The sequence below is a fragment of the Pseudomonas sp. OE 28.3 genome (assembly GCF_014268205.2).
Taxonomy (GTDB): domain Bacteria; phylum Pseudomonadota; class Gammaproteobacteria; order Pseudomonadales; family Pseudomonadaceae; genus Aquipseudomonas; species Aquipseudomonas edaphica.
In genome coordinates this window covers 2,333,803-2,349,558 of sequence record NZ_CP077082.1, presented here as the reverse complement: position 1 = coordinate 2,349,558, position 15,756 = coordinate 2,333,803, and the positions used below count along the sequence as shown (strand labels likewise).

General features: G+C 60.3%; 16 protein-coding genes. 12 read left to right on the top strand and 4 right to left on the bottom strand.

All coding sequences use genetic code 11. The annotated features are described in order from the left end of the window. Nucleotides 1-386 precede the first annotated feature (386 nt). The 4 genes from rhtA (at nucleotide 387) to HU759_RS10725 (ending at nucleotide 3,189) form a co-directional block, all read left to right on the top strand. Entirely contained in the window at nucleotides 387-1,274 is an 888-nt protein-coding gene (gene rhtA, locus HU759_RS10740) for a threonine/homoserine exporter RhtA (RefSeq protein ID WP_017136336.1), read from the top strand. A gap of 164 nt (nucleotides 1,275-1,438) precedes the next feature. Continuing rightward, nucleotides 1,439-1,720, top strand: a complete 282-nt coding sequence (locus HU759_RS10735) for a hypothetical protein (protein WP_017136337.1) — start codon at nucleotides 1,439-1,441, stop codon at nucleotides 1,718-1,720. A gap of 99 nt (nucleotides 1,721-1,819) precedes the next feature. After that, entirely contained in the window at nucleotides 1,820-2,551 is a 732-nt protein-coding gene (locus HU759_RS10730; protein WP_099547899.1) for an SDR family oxidoreductase, read from the top strand. 47 nt (nucleotides 2,552-2,598) lie between these two features. Then, on the top strand, nucleotides 2,599-3,189 hold the full coding sequence (locus tag HU759_RS10725; protein ID WP_186618333.1) for a 2-hydroxychromene-2-carboxylate isomerase: 591 nt from the start codon (nucleotides 2,599-2,601) through the stop codon (nucleotides 3,187-3,189). A gap of 175 nt (nucleotides 3,190-3,364) precedes the next feature. Here HU759_RS10725 and HU759_RS10720 read toward each other — a convergent pair whose 3' ends face one another. The 3 genes from HU759_RS10720 to HU759_RS10710 all read right to left on the bottom strand — a co-directional run bounded on the left by HU759_RS10720 (nucleotide 3,365) and on the right by HU759_RS10710 (nucleotide 6,887). Beyond that, nucleotides 3,365-5,173 (bottom strand): aminopeptidase P family protein, encoded by a 1,809-nt coding sequence (locus HU759_RS10720; protein WP_186618334.1) that lies wholly within the window; start codon nucleotides 5,171-5,173, stop codon nucleotides 3,365-3,367. A gap of 49 nt (nucleotides 5,174-5,222) precedes the next feature. Further along, complete coding sequence (locus HU759_RS10715) at nucleotides 5,223-6,383, bottom strand: aminotransferase class V-fold PLP-dependent enzyme (RefSeq protein ID WP_186618335.1); 1,161 nt, start codon at nucleotides 6,381-6,383, stop codon at nucleotides 5,223-5,225. A gap of 234 nt (nucleotides 6,384-6,617) precedes the next feature. Beyond that, nucleotides 6,618-6,887: a hypothetical protein gene (locus HU759_RS10710; RefSeq protein WP_138453707.1), complete on the bottom strand. Its 270-nt coding sequence runs from the start codon at nucleotides 6,885-6,887 to the stop codon at nucleotides 6,618-6,620. 400 nt (nucleotides 6,888-7,287) lie between these two features. On the opposite strand from HU759_RS10710, the gene msuE reads away from it, so the two are divergent. From msuE to HU759_RS10690, 4 genes are all read left to right on the top strand, one after another. Further along, nucleotides 7,288-7,851, top strand: a complete 564-nt coding sequence (msuE, locus tag HU759_RS10705) for an FMN reductase (protein ID WP_186618336.1) — start codon at nucleotides 7,288-7,290, stop codon at nucleotides 7,849-7,851. Nucleotides 7,852-7,860: 9 nt separating this feature from the next. Continuing rightward, on the top strand, nucleotides 7,861-9,003 hold the full coding sequence (gene ssuD / locus HU759_RS10700) for an FMNH2-dependent alkanesulfonate monooxygenase (protein WP_186618337.1): 1,143 nt from the start codon (nucleotides 7,861-7,863) through the stop codon (nucleotides 9,001-9,003). 165 nt (nucleotides 9,004-9,168) lie between these two features. Next, nucleotides 9,169-10,356 carry an acyl-CoA dehydrogenase family protein gene (locus HU759_RS10695; RefSeq protein ID WP_169985832.1) on the top strand — a complete coding sequence of 396 codons (1,188 nt, stop codon included), beginning with the start codon at nucleotides 9,169-9,171 and terminating at the stop codon, nucleotides 10,354-10,356. A gap of 11 nt (nucleotides 10,357-10,367) precedes the next feature. After that, the gene (locus HU759_RS10690) at nucleotides 10,368-11,471 is read left to right on the top strand and encodes a sigma-54 dependent transcriptional regulator (protein ID WP_017136346.1); all 1,104 of its coding nucleotides are present in this window, start codon (nucleotides 10,368-10,370) and stop codon (nucleotides 11,469-11,471) included. Here the strand turns inward: HU759_RS10690 and HU759_RS10685 are convergent. After that, nucleotides 11,460-11,825, bottom strand: coding sequence for an antibiotic biosynthesis monooxygenase (locus HU759_RS10685; RefSeq protein ID WP_099547893.1), 366 nt, complete (start codon nucleotides 11,823-11,825; stop codon nucleotides 11,460-11,462). The genes HU759_RS10690 and HU759_RS10685 overlap by 12 nt on opposite strands. A gap of 100 nt (nucleotides 11,826-11,925) precedes the next feature. Here HU759_RS10685 and soxR point away from each other — a divergent pair, with 100 nt between their 5' ends. From soxR to HU759_RS10665, 4 genes are all read left to right on the top strand, one after another. Then, entirely contained in the window at nucleotides 11,926-12,375 is a 450-nt protein-coding gene (soxR, locus tag HU759_RS10680; protein WP_186618338.1) for a redox-sensitive transcriptional activator SoxR, read from the top strand. Nucleotides 12,376-12,537: 162 nt separating this feature from the next. After that, nucleotides 12,538-12,996, top strand: coding sequence for a VOC family protein (locus tag HU759_RS10675; protein WP_099547891.1), 459 nt, complete (start codon nucleotides 12,538-12,540; stop codon nucleotides 12,994-12,996). 409 nt (nucleotides 12,997-13,405) lie between these two features. Continuing rightward, a complete protein-coding gene (locus tag HU759_RS10670; protein WP_170040041.1) occupies nucleotides 13,406-14,281 on the top strand; it encodes an alpha/beta hydrolase in 876 nt (291 codons plus the stop codon). 96 nt (nucleotides 14,282-14,377) lie between these two features. Beyond that, nucleotides 14,378-15,682, top strand: coding sequence for a dicarboxylate/amino acid:cation symporter (locus HU759_RS10665; RefSeq protein ID WP_186618340.1), 1,305 nt, complete (start codon nucleotides 14,378-14,380; stop codon nucleotides 15,680-15,682). Nucleotides 15,683-15,756: the final 74 nt, after the last annotated feature.

Sequence of the window (15,756 nt, the reverse complement as noted above, 5' to 3'; positions counted from 1 at the left end):
TTCTTCAACAACTTCAACCACTTGCGCTTACGATCTCTCGTTAGCGGGAGGCGAATTCTACAGCGTTACACGCTGCTGTCAACACCTCTTTTTCAACTTCCTTTTGGCTTCGATGAACTGAAGCAACTTGCTGCCGAAAACTTCGTAACTCATTGTTTACCAAGGAGTTTTCCGTTTCGACTGCGCCGGAAGTGGGGCGAATTATAGACAGATATAAAACGCCGTCAACACTTAATTTAGATTCTCTATCAAAAACCCCAAAAAGCCCTATCCCTTTCTATATAAAGAGGACAGCAACCAAAGCTGAGCAATATATTGCTCAAAAGCCGCCAGTTAAGCATCATAGCCGCTCTGCTTCTTTACCACGACTTCGGACACCCGCCCCAATGACCACTCCACCTCGCAGCCTGGCCTCGGCATTGTTCCCGGTCGGCCTGCTGTTGATCGCCATGGCCTCCATCCAGTCGGGTGCCTCGCTGGCCAAGAGCATGTTCCCCATAGTCGGCGCACAGGGCACTACTACTCTGCGGCTGATTTTCGCCAGTGTGATCATGCTGCTGCTCTTACGTCCATGGCGCGCCAAGCTCACGGCCAAGTCCCTGCGCACTGTCATCGTCTACGGCATGGCATTGGGCGGCATGAACTTCCTCTTCTATATGTCCTTGCGTACAGTCCCCCTGGGCATCGCAGTAGCGCTGGAATTCACCGGCCCGCTTGCCGTGGCTATCTATGCCTCGCGCAGGGCGGTGGACTTTGTATGGATCGGTCTCGCGGTCGCGGGCCTGCTGTTGTTGATCCCCACCGGAGAAACCAGCACCGGCATCGACTTGATCGGCGCCGCTTATGCACTGGGCGCTGGCGTTTGCTGGGCACTCTATATCCTGTTTGGGCAAAAAGCCGGCAACGACAACGGCGTGCAAACCGCCGCCCTCGGCGTGATGATCGCCGCTTTGTTCGTGGCGCCGATCGGCATCGTCCATGCCGGCGCCGCACTGCTGACGCCCTCGCTGATTCCCGTTGCTATCGGTGTAGCCATCCTGTCCACCGCTTTGCCCTATACCCTGGAAATGGTCGCGCTTACTCGCCTGCCCGCTCGCACCTTCGGCACCTTGATGAGCATTGAGCCCGCATTCGGCGCGCTCTCCGGTCTGTTCTTCCTGCAGGAGCACTTGTCCCTCGCGCAATGGCTGGCAATCACCTGCATTATCTTCGCCTCCGTCGGTGCCACACTGACGATGCGCAACGAATCCAAACCGTTGGTGCCAGCCGATTGATTCTCATCGCAGGCAGCTCTGGCATTTGCCGCTCATTTAGGCCATGTTTAAGCCGTAAACGAATGTCTTTCATGGAGAATTTCGACAGGGACAGCTGAACGCTACAATCGAGAGCGAGTTAAGCCTGCATCGAGCCTTTTTGCGACGCGGCTATAAGGATAGTAATGAAACGAATTTTGATACTGTTACTGGTCGTGGGCATTGCTGGCTGTGCTGCGACCACCAAGACAGAAGTGAAACGGGGCAAAAAAGGCATGCACATCAACTGTTCCGGCCTGTCCTCCTCCTGGGACCAGTGCTACACCAGTGCAGCCAACTCCTGCGGCGCCAAGGGCTACCGGGTTATCGCCAAGTCCGGTGACAATTCCGAAGAGCCAGGCGACTATCCTTTCGGTATCAACCCTGCCGGCTACACCAGCCGCAGTATGATCGTCATCTGTAAATGACCGCCCGAGCAGTCCTCTTCCGGCTGCTCCTTTCTCTTTACACGCCCTTCGCTCTGCTGCGGCTACACTCCTGCCCGACACTCGAGCAACGGAGTTCCCATGACACCCAACAAAAAAATCGTATTGGTGGTTGGTGCCGGTGATGCAACCGGTGGCGCCATTGCCCGACGCTTTGCCCGTGAAGGCTATGTAGCCTGCGTCACCCGTCGCAGTGCCGATAAACTACAGCCCTTGGTCGAGAGCATTCAGGCGGCGGGCGGAGAAGCCCACGGTTTTGCCTGTGATGCGCGCAAAGAAGATGAGGTGATCGCGCTGGTTGAGCAGATAGAAACCGAGCTTGGCCCCATCGAAGCTTTCGTCTTCAATATCGGCGCTAACGTGCCGTGCAGCATCCTCGAAGAAACCGCGCGCAAATATTTCAAAATCTGGGAGATGGCCTGCTTCTCCGGGTTCCTGAATGCCCGCGAAGTCGCTAAACGCATGGTCACCCGCGAACGCGGCACTATTGTGTTCACCGGCGCCACTGCCGGGCTGCGTGGCGGTGCAGGGTTTGCCGCATTCGCCGGCGCCAAACACGGTATCCGTGCGCTCGCGCAAAGCATGGCGCGGGAATTGGGGCCCAGGAACATCCATGTGGCCCACGTGGTGGTCGACGGCGCTATCGACACAGATTTTATTCGCGACAATTTCCCGCAAAAATACGCGCAGAAAGATCAGGACGGCATCCTCAACCCCGAACACATCGCCGACAACTATTGGTACCTGCATAGCCAACCACGCGACGCCTGGACCTTCGAACTGGACCTGCGCCCCTGGAGTGAACCCTGGTAGGCACGCCGCCCCCGGTCAAGAACAACAATAAGCAGCGAGAATCGACGATGAGTAAAACCCTGGAATTTTTTTTCGACCTCGGCAGCCCGGCCACTTACCTGGCCTATACGCAATTGCCTGCGCTTTGCGCCGAGACCGGTGCGCAACTGGTGTATCAACCCATGCTGCTGGGTGGCGTGTTCAAAGCCACCGGCAACGCCTCCCCCATCAGCGTGCAGGCCAAAGGTCGTTACATGTTTGATGACTTGGCGCGATACGCCAAACGCTACAACGTGGCGCTCAAGTTCAACCCGCACTTCCCGATCAATACCCTGGTGCTGATGCGTGCCGTCATGGGTATCCAGATGCGCCAGCCCGAGCGCTTCCAGGCCTTCATCGACTGCCTGTTTCGCGCCATTTGGGTCGAAGGTCGACATCTGGGCGACCCCGCCGTCGTGGCCGCCGTGCTGAGTGAGGCCGGTTTCGACCCAGAGGAAGTCCTGAACCTGGCCAACGATGAAAAGGTAAAAGCCGCCCTCAAGGACAAAACCGAACAGGCTGTTCAGCGCGGGGTATTCGGTGCACCCAGTATGTTTGTAGGCAATGACCTGTTCTTCGGTCAGGACCGTCTGGAATTTGTGCGCGAAGCGCTCCGCTAAAACTCGATCGCCAGGCGCCCCTGAGCGCCGCTTGCGAGCAAATCGCAAGCGGCGTTTACCGTATGCCGGTCGAAGCGGTGCGGATCCATGTCACGTTGCGTATCGGCGAATTAGGTGGTGTCGGCCCCCAATCGACGCCAGCCGGCCAGGGGCAAGGCCCCTGAACGGCAACCGATCAGATAGCGGCGGTACGCACCTGCAGCCATTCCAAGGCTGCACCACTGAGCAGCGGGCTCAGGCGTTCACGCACCTCGGCGTGGTAAGCGTTGAACCATTCGCGCTCATCCGCCGTCAGCAACGACGGCTGCAGGCAACGGGTGTCGATCGGGCACAGGGTCAGGGTTTCAAACCTGAGGAAATCACCGAACTCGGTCTTGCCTGCTTCGCGGTTCAACACCAGGTTCTCGATGCGCACGCCCCAACGACCCGGGCGATAGGTACCTGGTTCAATCGAAGTAATCATCCCCGGCTGCATTGCGGTTTGCGGTGCGGTGGCGGCCTGGTAGGCGATCACCTGCGGACCTTCGTGCACATTCAGGAAATAGCCTACGCCATGACCTGTACCGTGGCCGTAGTCCACGCCTTCGGCCCAGATCGGCGCACGGGCGATGGCATCCAGCAATGGCGAGAGAATGCCCTTGGGGAAATGCGCACGCGACAAAGCAATCACGCCCTTGAGCACGCGCGTGCAGTCGCGTTTCTGCTCGTCGCTTGGCGTGCCGATGGGCACCATGCGCGTAATATCCGTGGTGCCGCCCAGGTACTGGCCGCCGGAGTCGATCAGCAACAGGCCATCGCCTTCGATCAACGCATGCTCTTCTTCGGTGGCGTGGTAATGCGGCATCGCACCGTTGGCGTTGAACGCTGCGATGGTGTTGAAACTCAGCGACACATAATCGGGGCGACGGGTACGCGCGGCGGTCAAGTGCTCGTCGATGGTCAGCTCGGTGATGCGCTCACGGCCCAACGCACTGTCCAGCCAGGCGAAGAATTCACACAGCGCCGCGCCGTCTTGCTCCATGGCTTGGCGGATATGTTCGGCGTCCGCCAGGCTTTTGCGCGACTTGGCCAGCGTGGTCGGGTTCAAGCCCTCGACCAGCTTCACGCCGGCATCGAGGTTTTCCAGCAAACCGGTGGTGACGCGTGCCGGATCAACTTGCAGGCTGACACCCGCCGGAACTGCACGCAGCGCATCCGTCACTTCGCTGTAGTCGCGCAAGGTCACGCCGTCCCGCTCCAGTACCGCGCGCAGCTCGGCATCGACCTTGCTCAGCGCCACAAACAGCGTGGCCTGCTGTTGATTGATCAAGGCAAAGGACACAAACACCGGGTTGAACGACACATCACCGCCGCGCAGGTTGAACAGCCAGGCGATGTCATCCAGGGTCGCGATGAAGTGCCAATCGGCGCCCTTCTCTTTCAAGCTGGCACGCAGGGCGGCGAGTTTGTCGCCACGGCTGACCGTCGCCTGCGGCGGCAGGTGTGGGTAGATCGGCTGGTTCGGCAAGGCCGGGCGGTCTTGCCAGACTTCATTCAACAGGTCGATATCGGTACGCAGGCGAGCGCCGCGCTCGGCCAGCTTGTCGCCCAAGGTACGTGCCGAGGCCACGGCCATCACCGCGCCGTCCACTGCGACCACGCCGCCTTCCGGGGTTTGCTCGGCCAGCCATTCCAGCGGGCCGGGTTGGCCCGGTTGCAGCTTCACCAATTCGATGCCGCTGCCCTTGAGCTCCTTGGTCGCCTGTTCCCAGTAACGGCTGTCGGCCCACACGCCGGCAAAATCCGCGGTGACAATCAACGTGCCTACCGAGCCATAAAACCCCGACAGCCATTGCCGCCCCTGCCAGTAACCCGGCAAGTACTCGGACAGATGCGGGTCGGCCGACGGCACCAGCAGGGCATGGATGCCCTCGCGGCGCATCAGTTCGCGGGTATGCGCCAGGCGCTGGGGAACCGTTCCATGGGTCAAAGGCTGCGTGCTCATCATGTCTCCTGCTAACCACTCATAATTGTTATGTGTTGTGACTGAAAAATCAGACCGCCCAGAACGCCGGCGCATTGACCAGTGCGGCCTTGATCAACTGCACGGCCGCGTCGATATCCTGCTCGGTGGTAAACCGGCCCAGGCTCAAGCGAATAGTTCGACCGGCGCTGCGTGCGTCATGGCCCAAAGCCAGAAGCACGTGTGACGGCGCATTACTCGCCGAATTGCACGCCGAGGTGGCCGAAAACGCGATACCTGCGCTCAGGGCCTGGGAATTAAATTCACCCTCGGTGAACGTGAGGCTCAGTGTATGGGGAATGCGCTGGGTGGCGCTGCCATTGAGGCGCACGCCGGCAATCGTGTCCAACTGATTGAGCAGGCGCTGACGCAACGCGACGATAGCGGCTTTTTCTTCAGCAAAGGACTGCGCCGCCAAGGCGAAGGCAGTTCCCATACCGGCAATCTGGTGAGTCGCCAGGGTACCGGAGCGCAATCCGCCTTCGTGGCCGCCACCGTGAATCTGCGCCAGTACCTTCTGCTGCGCGCGCGGGCCAACATACAGCGCGCCAATGCCCTTGGGGCCGTACAGCTTGTGCGCAGAAAACGACATCAGGTCCACCGGCCATTCAGCCAGGTCGATCGCGACCTTGCCCGCGCCTTGCGCCGCATCCACATGCAGCAGCGCGCCGTGCTCACGTACGCGCGCACCAATGGCGGGGATGTCATTGAGGGTGCCCAACTCGTTGTTTACCAGCATCAGCGACACCAGGAAGGTGTCTTCGCGCAAGGCTTCACTGACTGCCTCGGCGCTGATCAAGCCTTCAGCGTCCGGCACCAGGTAGGTCACGGCCACGCCGGCGTCCTGCAACTGCCGCGCGGTATCCAATGTGGCCTTGTGTTCGATCTGGCTGGTGATGATATGTCCACCTGCCACACCTCGCGCCTGGGCCACGCCTTTGATGGCCAGGTTGTTGGATTCGGTGGCACCGGAGGTCCAGACGATTTGCTCAGGCTGGGCACCGACCAGCTCGGCCACTTGGCGCCGTGCCTGCTCGACCGTGTGCCGGGCCGCCTGGCCGAACGCATGGGAGCTGGACGCGGGGTTGCCGAAGTTGGCATTGAAGCCCAGACACTCGACCATCACTTGAATGACCCGCTCATCCACCGGCGTGGTGGCGGCGTAGTCGAAATACAACGGACGTTTATTCATGACGTTAAGACTCGCAGAGCGTATTCCCCAGGACAGCGCCTCGGGGGGGCATCGACCGGGACAGAGGTCGTCAGGTTTAACCCGTCGGATGCCATAAAAGAAGGACCACTTTATGTAAATGTGCGTAGGAACGCTCCTGAAATTCAGCTTAACAGGCTGAAGTATCCCAATGGCAAACAAAAAGCCCGAGGTTCCTTAAGGGAATCCTCGGGCTTTTTGCCACTTGGCGCCGGCTCAACTGGGGCGACCGTGCATCACCACACTGCGTTCGGCGTTCATTTCGCCCTGGTGGTCGAAGCCGAACGGCTTCTGTGGCTGCCCGGTCAACGCGGCCCGCTGCTGTTGATATTCATCAAACGACAGGCCGCGACGGCTCAAGGCTTCAAGGGCCAATTGCCTGGTTTCTTCGGCGGTGTAAGGACGCGACTCAGGCGAAGGATGGGTCGCACATCCGGCAAGGACAGCGCTGACAACTATTAAGGAAACAGCCAGAAAGTGGTTCATGGTGAAGGCCCTGCGAAGGAGGTTTGTAGTCAATGAACACAGGCTACTCCCGCCCTCGCACAGTGAAAAATCATCCGCCGTGATAGTCGCTATCAACCGTTCCGGCATGCTTGATAGCGGCCCACTTATATTCATTTAAGATCTATAAATATGGAAATACGTTCGTTTACGGCATAACCATAACCTTCTATAAATGGCCCTGCGCGCAACCGACACTGTTCGCCACGCAACTGTTGCCCAGGCAACAGTCATTCAACAAAACCGCAACCAGGCAACAGCTCCTTTTTCAACAGTTCGTCTGCAGCCCTCGCCAATCAAGGCTTGCAGCCATTGGTACAGCTCTTGCTCAACACGCTCCACTTCACCTGCTACCCACCCCTGTTGAAAAAGGAACTGTTCTATGTCCCGTCCCCTGAATGTCGTTGCCCTCTCTGGCGGAACCTGGCGCCCATCGCGCACCTTGGTATTGACCCAGGCCGTGCTGGCCGAACTGGCCACGTTGCTGCCGATCCAGACCACCCTGATCGAGTTGGGTGACATTGCCCGACCCTTGGGCGGCGCACTCTCACGCGATGAACTGCCGACCGAGGTCGAAACGCAACTGTTGGCCATCGAACAGGCCGACCTGCTGATCGTCGCCGCGCCGGTGTATCGCGGCTCCTATCCTGGCCTGCTCAAGCACCTGTTTGACCTGGTAGGCCTCAACGCCTTGATCAACACTCCGGTGTTGCTCGCGGCCACCGGCGGCAGCGAGCGCCATGCACTGGTCCTCGATCACCAGTTACGTCCGCTGTTCAGCTTCTTCCAGGCCTTGACCCTGCCGATCGGTGTGTACGCCACCGAAGCTGACTTCACCGACTACCAAATAACCAGCGAGTTATTAAAAGCCCGCATTCAACTGGCCGCAGAACGCGCAGCGCCGCTGTTTGCCGCGCACTCCCCTTCGCTGCTGAAAATCGCTTAAGGATTTGTCATGGATGTTTTCTGGTTTCTGCCCACACATGGCGACGGCCATTTCCTCGGCTCCACCCAAGGTGCGCGCCCGGTCACCCTCAATTATCTGAAGCAGGTGGCGCAAGCGGCTGACAGCCTCGGTTACTTCGGCGTGCTGATTCCTACCGGGCGCTCGTGTGAAGATTCCTGGGTAATCGCCTCGGCGCTGGTACCGCTGACGGAACGCCTGCGTTATCTGGTGGCGATTCGCCCGGGGATCATCTCGCCCACGGTATCGGCGCGCATGGCCGCGACCCTGGACCGCTTGTCCAACGGCCGATTGCTGATCAACGTGGTCACCGGTGGCGACCCCGACGAAAACCGTGGCGACGGCAGCTTCCTCGACCACAGTGAACGCTACGAAGTCTCCGACGAATTCCTGCAGATCTGGCGCCGTGTGTTGCAGGGCGAGTCGGTGGATTTTGAAGGCAAGCACCTGCGTGTGCAGAACGCCAAAGCGCTTTACCCGCCGGTGCAGAAGCCGTATCCGCCGCTGTACTTCGGCGGTTCGTCGGATGCTGCCCACGACCTGGCCGCCGAGCAGGTCGACGTGTACCTGACCTGGGGCGAGCCGCCCGCCGCCGTTGCGCAAAAACTTGCCGACGTGCGTGAACGCGCAGCGCGCCATGGGCGCACCGTCAAGTTCGGCATTCGCCTGCATGTAATCGTGCGCGAAACCGAAGAAGACGCCTGGAAAGCCGCCGCCAAACTGATCGAACACATCAGCGATGAAACCATCGCCGCGGCGCAAAAATCTTTCTCGCGCTTTGATTCCGAAGGCCAGCGGCGCATGGCGGCGCTGCATGACGGGCGCCGCGACAACCTGGAAATCGCCCCCAACCTGTGGGCCGGTGTCGGCCTGGTACGCGGCGGTGCCGGCACCGCGTTGGTGGGCAACCCGCAGCAGGTGGCCGAACGCATCCAGGAATACGCCGACCTTGGCATCGAGAGCTTCATCTTCTCCGGCTACCCGCACCTGGAAGAAGCCTATCGCTTTGCCGAGCTGGTGTTCCCGCTGTTGCCGGAACCTTACGCCAGCCTCGCCGGGCGCGGCATCACCAACCTCACGGGGCCGTTTGGCGAAATGATTGCCAATGATGTGTTGCCGAACACCAAAGCCTGAGCGCGCTGAAATCCCCCCCTATGTGGACACTGCTCTCCTGTGGGAGCCGGGCTTGCCCGCGATGCAAGCGACGCGGTGCTTCAGTTGCACCACAGCGATGCTATCGCAGGCAAGCCAGCTCCCACATTTGAACGTGATTGCCAGACAGACATTGAGGAACCCCGCGTGACAGCCAACCCCCACAGCGTGCTGCCTTCACCCTTGCAGACCGCCAAGCTGCTGGCCGCCGAATTTGCCCTCACCGCCGTTGAACGCGATGAGCGCGGCGGCACGCCCAAGGCCGAACGGGACGCGCTGCGCCAAAGCGGCCTGCTGGCCCTGAGCATCCCCACGCAATACGGCGGCCTCGGCGCGCGCTGGAGTGAAACCCTGGGCATCGTGCGCGAGTTCGCCAAGGTCGACAGCTCCATCGCCCATGTCTTCGGCTTTCACCACCTGATGCTCGCCACCGTGCGCCTGTTTGCGCGCCCGGACCAATGGCAGCCGTGGTTCGAACAAACTGCGCGTAAAAACTGGTTCTGGGGCAACGCCCTCAACCCGCTGGACACGCGCACGGTGGTCAAGGATTTCGGCGGCTGGCGAGAGTTTTCCGGCAAGAAGAGCTTCTGCTCCGGCGCCAGCGATTCGGAAATGCTCATCGCCTCGGCCGTGGACGAAAGCGCCGGCGGCAAACTGCTGATCGCCGCGATTCCCAGCGGGCGCAGCGGCATTACGTTGCACAGCGACTGGAACAACATCGGCCAGCGCCAAACCGACAGCGGCAGCGCCAGCTTTGAACGGGTGCGCGTCGAAGAGTCCGAGTTGCTGCTCGATCCCGGCCCGTTGAGCACGCCCTTCGCCTGCCTGCGCCCGCTGATCGCGCAGTTGACGTTCACGTATATGTTTCTCGGGATTGCCGAAGGCGCCTTTGAAGAAGCGCGCAACTACACCCGCACCGAAACCCGTGCGTGGCACAAATCCTCGGCGGGCGATGTGCGCCAGGACCCTTACGTGCTGCACCACTACGGCGAATTCTGGGTGGCCCTGGAAGGCGTGCGCCTGCTGGTCGAACGCGCAGGCGAATTGCTCGACCAGGCCTGGGCCAAAGGTGCCAGCTTAAGCGAACAGCAACGTGGCGAACTGGCCATCGCCATCGCCACCGCCAAAGTCGCCGCCACCCGCCAAGGCCTGGACCTGTGCAGCCGCCTGTTTGAAGTCACCGGCGCGCGCTCGACCCATGCCTCACTGCGCCTGGATCGCCACTGGCGCAACTTGCGCACGCAAACCCTGCACGACCCGGTGGATTACAAACTCCACGAACTGGGGGACTGGGCGTTGAACCAGTCCCTGCCGATCCCGACGTTCTACTCCTGAGAGAGGTGCCCATGCAGCTGTTAACCTTACCGCCCTCGCCCGCCCTCGCGACCTCGATTCGCGCTACGGCCCAGGTCTTCGAAGACCCCAAATCCCAGGCGCTGCTCGACCATATCCAGCAAGTGGCGCCCAGCGAAGCGAGTGTGCTGATCATCGGCGAGACCGGCACCGGCAAAGAGCTGGTGGCACGCCATATTCATAACCTCAGTGCGCGGCGCAACCGACCCTTTGTGGCGGTGAACTGCGGTGCGTTTTCCGAATCCCTGGTGGAAGCCGAGTTGTTCGGGCATGAAAAAGGTGCGTTTACCGGCGCCCTCAGCGCCAAGGCCGGCTGGTTCGAAGAGGCCGACGGCGGCACCTTGTTCCTCGATGAGATCGGCGATTTGCCGATGGCGATCCAGGTCAAATTATTGCGCGTACTACAAGAACGCGAAGTCGTGCGCCTGGGTTCGCGCAAGAGCATTGCGATTGATGTACGCGTACTGGCGGCCACCAACGTGCAGCTGGAAAAAGCCATCAACGCGGGGCACTTTCGCGAAGACCTCTACTACCGCCTGGATGTGGTCAGCCTCGAACTCAGCCCATTGCGCGAGCGCCCCGGCGATATCCTGCCGCTGACCCGGCATTTTATCGAAGCCTATAGCCAGCGCCTGGGCTACGGCCCGATCACCATCAGCCGCGAGGCCGAGCACAAGCTCAAAAGCTACAGCTGGCCGGGCAATATCCGCGAGCTGGAAAACGTGATTCACCACACCTTGCTGATCTGCCGTAATGGCGTGATCGAGCGTGATGATCTGCGCCTGTCGAACATGCGCATCGAGCGCCAGGACGACAGCCAGCATGGCACCGACAACAGCGCCGACGCCTTGCTGGCCCGCGCCTTTCAAAAGCTCTTCGAAGAACAGGCCGGCGCCCTGCATGAAAAGGTCGAAGACGCGCTATTGCGCGCCGCTTACCGTTTCAGCCATTACAACCAGGTGCACACCGCGAACCTGCTGGGTTTGAGCCGCAACGTCACGCGCACGCGCCTGATCAAGATCGGCGAGTTGGCGGTAAACAAACGCCGCCCCGGCGAAAACGTGCAGGGCGAGCGCATGCTGCATTTATCCATTTAGGCGGCAGTGCAACGCGTTGTCATGGCTGCGCTCGAAGCTGCGCAGCACCTGGAACGAACCGAAGGTCACCGCCGTGGCCTGGTGGGCGCGAATCAGCATCCAGAAGTCTTCCTCGCCGTGCTCAAAACACTTGAACGCCGCCTCGCCGTCCTCACGCGAGCGCCATTGCAGGTAATTGAGCACCCGCCGCCCGTCGTCGCTGACTTGCACACTGGCATTGATAAAACCGCCATGGCCCTGGGCCAGACGCTCGCTCTGGGTGGACAAGGCCGCTACCAGGGCAAATTGCTGCCGGGGCTCGATCTGAAACTCGATCAACTGAGTGAAGCTGCGATTTTTCTCTGATACCTGCATGAACACTCCCCTCTCTCTGTAGGCAGAATCTTGCGATTCGATGCCACGCAGGGTAAAACCTCTAGTTAAGTCAAGGTCAAGCGCTTATCTGGAGTTTTTTATGCTTACCAAGGAACTCACCGTTGGCCAACTCGCCGCTCGCAGTGGCGTGGCGGTTACGGCGCTGCACTTTTATGAGTCCAAGGGGTTGATCAAGAGCAACCGCAACGCCGGTAACCAACGGCGCTACCCACGGGATGTGTTGCGGCGCGTGGTGGTGATCAAAATCGCACAACGTTTGGGGATTCCATTGGCGACCATTGGCGAGGCGTTGCAGACCTTGCCGGACGGGCGCACGCCCACTACACAGGACTGGGAACGCTTGTCGGCGCTGTGGCGCGAGGATCTGGATGAACGCATTAACAAGCTGATGCTGCTGCGCGACAAACTCAGTGGTTGTATTGGTTGCGGGTGTTTATCGCTGGAGGCGTGTCCCCTGCGTAATCAGGATGACAAGCTGGGGGAATGTGGGCCCGGCGCGCAATTACTTGAGCCCAGCCCCGAAACCTGACCTGAAAACCCAATCAATGTGTGTGGCTTGCCTGCGATGCAGACAACCCGGCCTGTCAGTTAAACCGAGTTGCCAACACCTCGTCGGTTACCTGCAAGCCACGGCGGGCGTGGCCTATAGTGAAAAGGCCGGACCTTCACAACCCCACCTGAGGAGAACGATATGAGCGTTAAGCCAATCCCTGAGGGTTATCACAGCGTCACGCCGTATATGGGCATCGATAACGCCGCCGAGGCTATCGAGTTCTACCAGAAAGCCTTTGGCGCTACCCAGGTCATGCGCCTGGACATGCCCGATGGCAAGGTCGGCCACGCCGAGCTGCGCATCGGTGACTCGGCGATCATGCTCGGCTCGCCTTGCCCCGAAATGGCCTTGCGCAACCCTGACGAACACACCAGCGTCGGTTTGCACCTGTATGTGAGCGACGTGGATGCGCAGTACCAACAGGCCATTGATGCAGGCGCCCTTTCGGTGTCTGAGCCAAAAGATCAGTTTTACGGCGACCGCTCGGCTAGTGTGAAAGACCCCTTTGGTCATCTGTGGTTTTTGGCTACGCGCAAGGAGGACCTGACTGAAGCGCAGATTCGCGAACGAGCCACGGAAATGTTCAAGCAAGGCTGAAGTCTCAATAACCCTGCACATCCAATGTGGGAGCTGGCTTGCCTGCGATAGCATCAACCGGTTGTACCTGATGTACCGAGGTGTCTGCATCGCAGGCAAGCCAGCTCCCACAGAAAAGCAGATCTTCGGTGTATGCGGATCCGCTTTAGCTTTTGACCTAACCACTCAGGTCGGCTACTAGGCCGCCGTGCTCTGCTTTTGATCTGAGGCGCCCCGTTAACCACGATGGCCGAACGCAGGCTTGAATCCGTGACCCGCCGTAAGGGCGGAACCCTAAGTAGCCGTTACCGCAGCAACGGATATGTACCCCGCTCCTACACACTTCATGAACAACCCCTCCACGCTTTCCCCCTTGCCCCGAATCCCACGTGATTCCACGATGCAAGCACTTACAAAGAGGAGTCATTCCATGTTCGCCGGATTCCAAAAAGACCAGTGCCACGTCAACGGCGTGGACATCAGTTACCGCAAAGGCGGTACAGGTCCCGGTCTGCTCCTGCTGCACGGGCACCCGCAAACCCACGTCATCTGGCACAAAGTCGCCGAACAGTTAGCCGAACAATTCACCGTGGTCGCCGCCGACCTGCGCGGCTATGGCGACAGCAGCAAACCACCCGTCAACGACCACCACACCAACTATTCCAAACGCGAAATGGCCCGCGACGGCGTCAAGCTGATGCAAGCCCTGGGCTTTGACACCTTCTCGGTACTGGCCCACGACCGTGGCGCTCGTGTGGCCCACCGCCTGGCCCTGGACCACCCCGCCGCCGTGCAGCGCATGGTGCTGCTGGATATCGCGCCCACCTTATCGATGTACGCCCAGACCGACGAAGCCTTCGCCCGCGCCTACTGGCACTGGTTCTTCCTGATCCGCCCGGCGCCGTTGCCCGAAGCGCTGATCGAGAGCAACCCCGAGCTGTACCTGCGCAGCGTCATGGGCAGCCGCAGCGCCGGGCTCAAGCCATTCACCGATGAAGCCTTCGCCGAATACCTGCGCTGCCTGCAACTGCCCGGCACCGCTCGCGGTATCTGCGAGGACTATCGCGCTGCCGCCGGTATAGACCTTGAGCACGACCAGGCCGACATCGACGCCGGCAACCATCTGAACCTGCCGTTGCTGGTGATGTGGGGCGCCGAAGGTACCGTCGGCCGCTGCTTCGAGCCACTCAAGGAATGGCAGAAAGTCGCCACCGACGTGCGTGGCAAGGCGCTGCCGGCCGGGCACTACATTGCCGAAGAAGCCCCTGAGTTGTTGCTGGGCGAAGTCCTGGCCTTCCTTCGCTGAGTGCACTGACACCGTGATCTGAAACACCCGCCTCGCAGGCTGCCAATGACCTGCGACGGGTTCGCTTTGCCCAAAAAACATCCCGAGATAATAACAATGACAATCCGAAAACTGCTGGGAACCCTGTATATCCAGGTGCTCATCGCCATCGCGCTGGGTGTGTTGATCGGCCATGTCTGGCCGCCAATCGGTATCGACCTCAAGCCGCTGGGCGACGGGTTTATCAAGCTGATCAAGATGATCATCGGCCCGATCATCTTCTGCACCGTGGTCTCCGGCATCACCAGCATGCACGATGTGAAACAGGTGGGCCGAGTCGGCGGCAAGGCGCTGCTGTACTTCGAGATCGTTTCCACCATCGCGCTGCTGATCGGCCTCATCGCCGCGCACCTGCTGCAACCGGGCGTGGGTTTCAACATAGATGTGAAGACTCTCGACAGCTCGGCCATCGCCGGTTTTGTCGGCCAGGCCGAACATGGCGAAGGCATCACCGGGTTCCTGCTGCACGTGATACCCACCACGTTTTTTGATGCGTTCTCCAAGGGCGAAATCCTGCCGGTCCTGTTTGTCTCGGTACTGTTCGGTGTCGGCCTGGTGATGGTCGGGGAAAAAGGCCGGCCATTGGTGGGCGTGATCAACCAGGCCAGCGAAGTGTTCTTTCGCATCGTCGGCATCATCAGCCGCGTGGCGCCCATCGGCGCGTTTGGGGCGATTGCCTTCACCATCGGCAAATACGGCGTGGGCTCGTTGCTGCCGTTGCTGAAGCTGGTGGGTACGTTCTACCTCACCGCGTTTTTCTTTGTGGCCGTGGTGCTGGGCAGCATCGCGCGCTACGCCGGCTTCAGCATTTTCAAGTTGATGAGCTATATCAAGTCGGAGCTGTTGATTGTGCTCGGCACCAGCTCGTCGGAGTCGGCGCTGCCGCAACTGATCCAGAAACTCGAAAGCCTGGGTGCGTCCAAAGGCGTGGTGGGCATCGTGGTGCCGACCGGCTACACCTTCAACCTCGACGGCACCAACATCTACATGACCCTGGCGGTGTTGTTCCTGGCGCAAGCCACCAATATCCACCTGCCGCTGGAGCAACAATTGACCTTGCTGGCGGTGGCCATGCTGACCTCCAAGGGCGCCGGTGCGGTGGTGGGTGCAGGTTTTGTGGCACTGGCCGCAAGCCTGGCCGTGGTGCCGACCGTGCCGGTGGCAGCGATGGTGCTGATTCTGGGTGTCGACCGCTTCATGGCTGAATGCCGCTCGCTGACCAATATCATCGGCAATGCCGTGGCGGCATTGGTGGTAGCCGCCTGGGAGGGTGAACTGGACCGCGAAAAAATGGCCCCTATCGCCCTCAAGCATGGCCGCCATGCGCGGGCTGCCGCGCAGGCGAAGGTCGCCGCCGAGTAAGCTTTAAAGACAATCACCTTGCTCCCGCTGGGCTGCGCAGCAGCCCCAGAATCCTGGGCACACCCACCAGGTCC

Coding starts and splice junctions, on each gene's coding strand:
- rhtA (WP_017136336.1), top strand. CDS start 387: ATGACCACTCCACCTCGCAGCCTGGCCTCGGCATTGTTCCCGGTCGGC.
- HU759_RS10735 (WP_017136337.1), top strand. CDS start 1,439: ATGAAACGAATTTTGATACTGTTACTGGTCGTGGGCATTGCTGGCTGT.
- HU759_RS10730 (WP_099547899.1), top strand. CDS start 1,820: ATGACACCCAACAAAAAAATCGTATTGGTGGTTGGTGCCGGTGATGCA.
- HU759_RS10725 (WP_186618333.1), top strand. CDS start 2,599: ATGAGTAAAACCCTGGAATTTTTTTTCGACCTCGGCAGCCCGGCCACT.
- HU759_RS10720 (WP_186618334.1), bottom strand. CDS start 5,173: ATGAGCACGCAGCCTTTGACCCATGGAACGGTTCCCCAGCGCCTGGCG.
- HU759_RS10715 (WP_186618335.1), bottom strand. CDS start 6,383: ATGAATAAACGTCCGTTGTATTTCGACTACGCCGCCACCACGCCGGTG.
- HU759_RS10710 (WP_138453707.1), bottom strand. CDS start 6,887: ATGAACCACTTTCTGGCTGTTTCCTTAATAGTTGTCAGCGCTGTCCTT.
- msuE (WP_186618336.1), top strand. CDS start 7,288: ATGTCCCGTCCCCTGAATGTCGTTGCCCTCTCTGGCGGAACCTGGCGC.
- ssuD (WP_186618337.1), top strand. CDS start 7,861: ATGGATGTTTTCTGGTTTCTGCCCACACATGGCGACGGCCATTTCCTC.
- HU759_RS10690 (WP_017136346.1), top strand. CDS start 10,368: ATGCAGCTGTTAACCTTACCGCCCTCGCCCGCCCTCGCGACCTCGATT.
- HU759_RS10685 (WP_099547893.1), bottom strand. CDS start 11,825: ATGCAGGTATCAGAGAAAAATCGCAGCTTCACTCAGTTGATCGAGTTT.
- soxR (WP_186618338.1), top strand. CDS start 11,926: ATGCTTACCAAGGAACTCACCGTTGGCCAACTCGCCGCTCGCAGTGGC.
- HU759_RS10675 (WP_099547891.1), top strand. CDS start 12,538: ATGAGCGTTAAGCCAATCCCTGAGGGTTATCACAGCGTCACGCCGTAT.
- HU759_RS10670 (WP_170040041.1), top strand. CDS start 13,406: ATGTTCGCCGGATTCCAAAAAGACCAGTGCCACGTCAACGGCGTGGAC.
- HU759_RS10665 (WP_186618340.1), top strand. CDS start 14,378: ATGACAATCCGAAAACTGCTGGGAACCCTGTATATCCAGGTGCTCATC.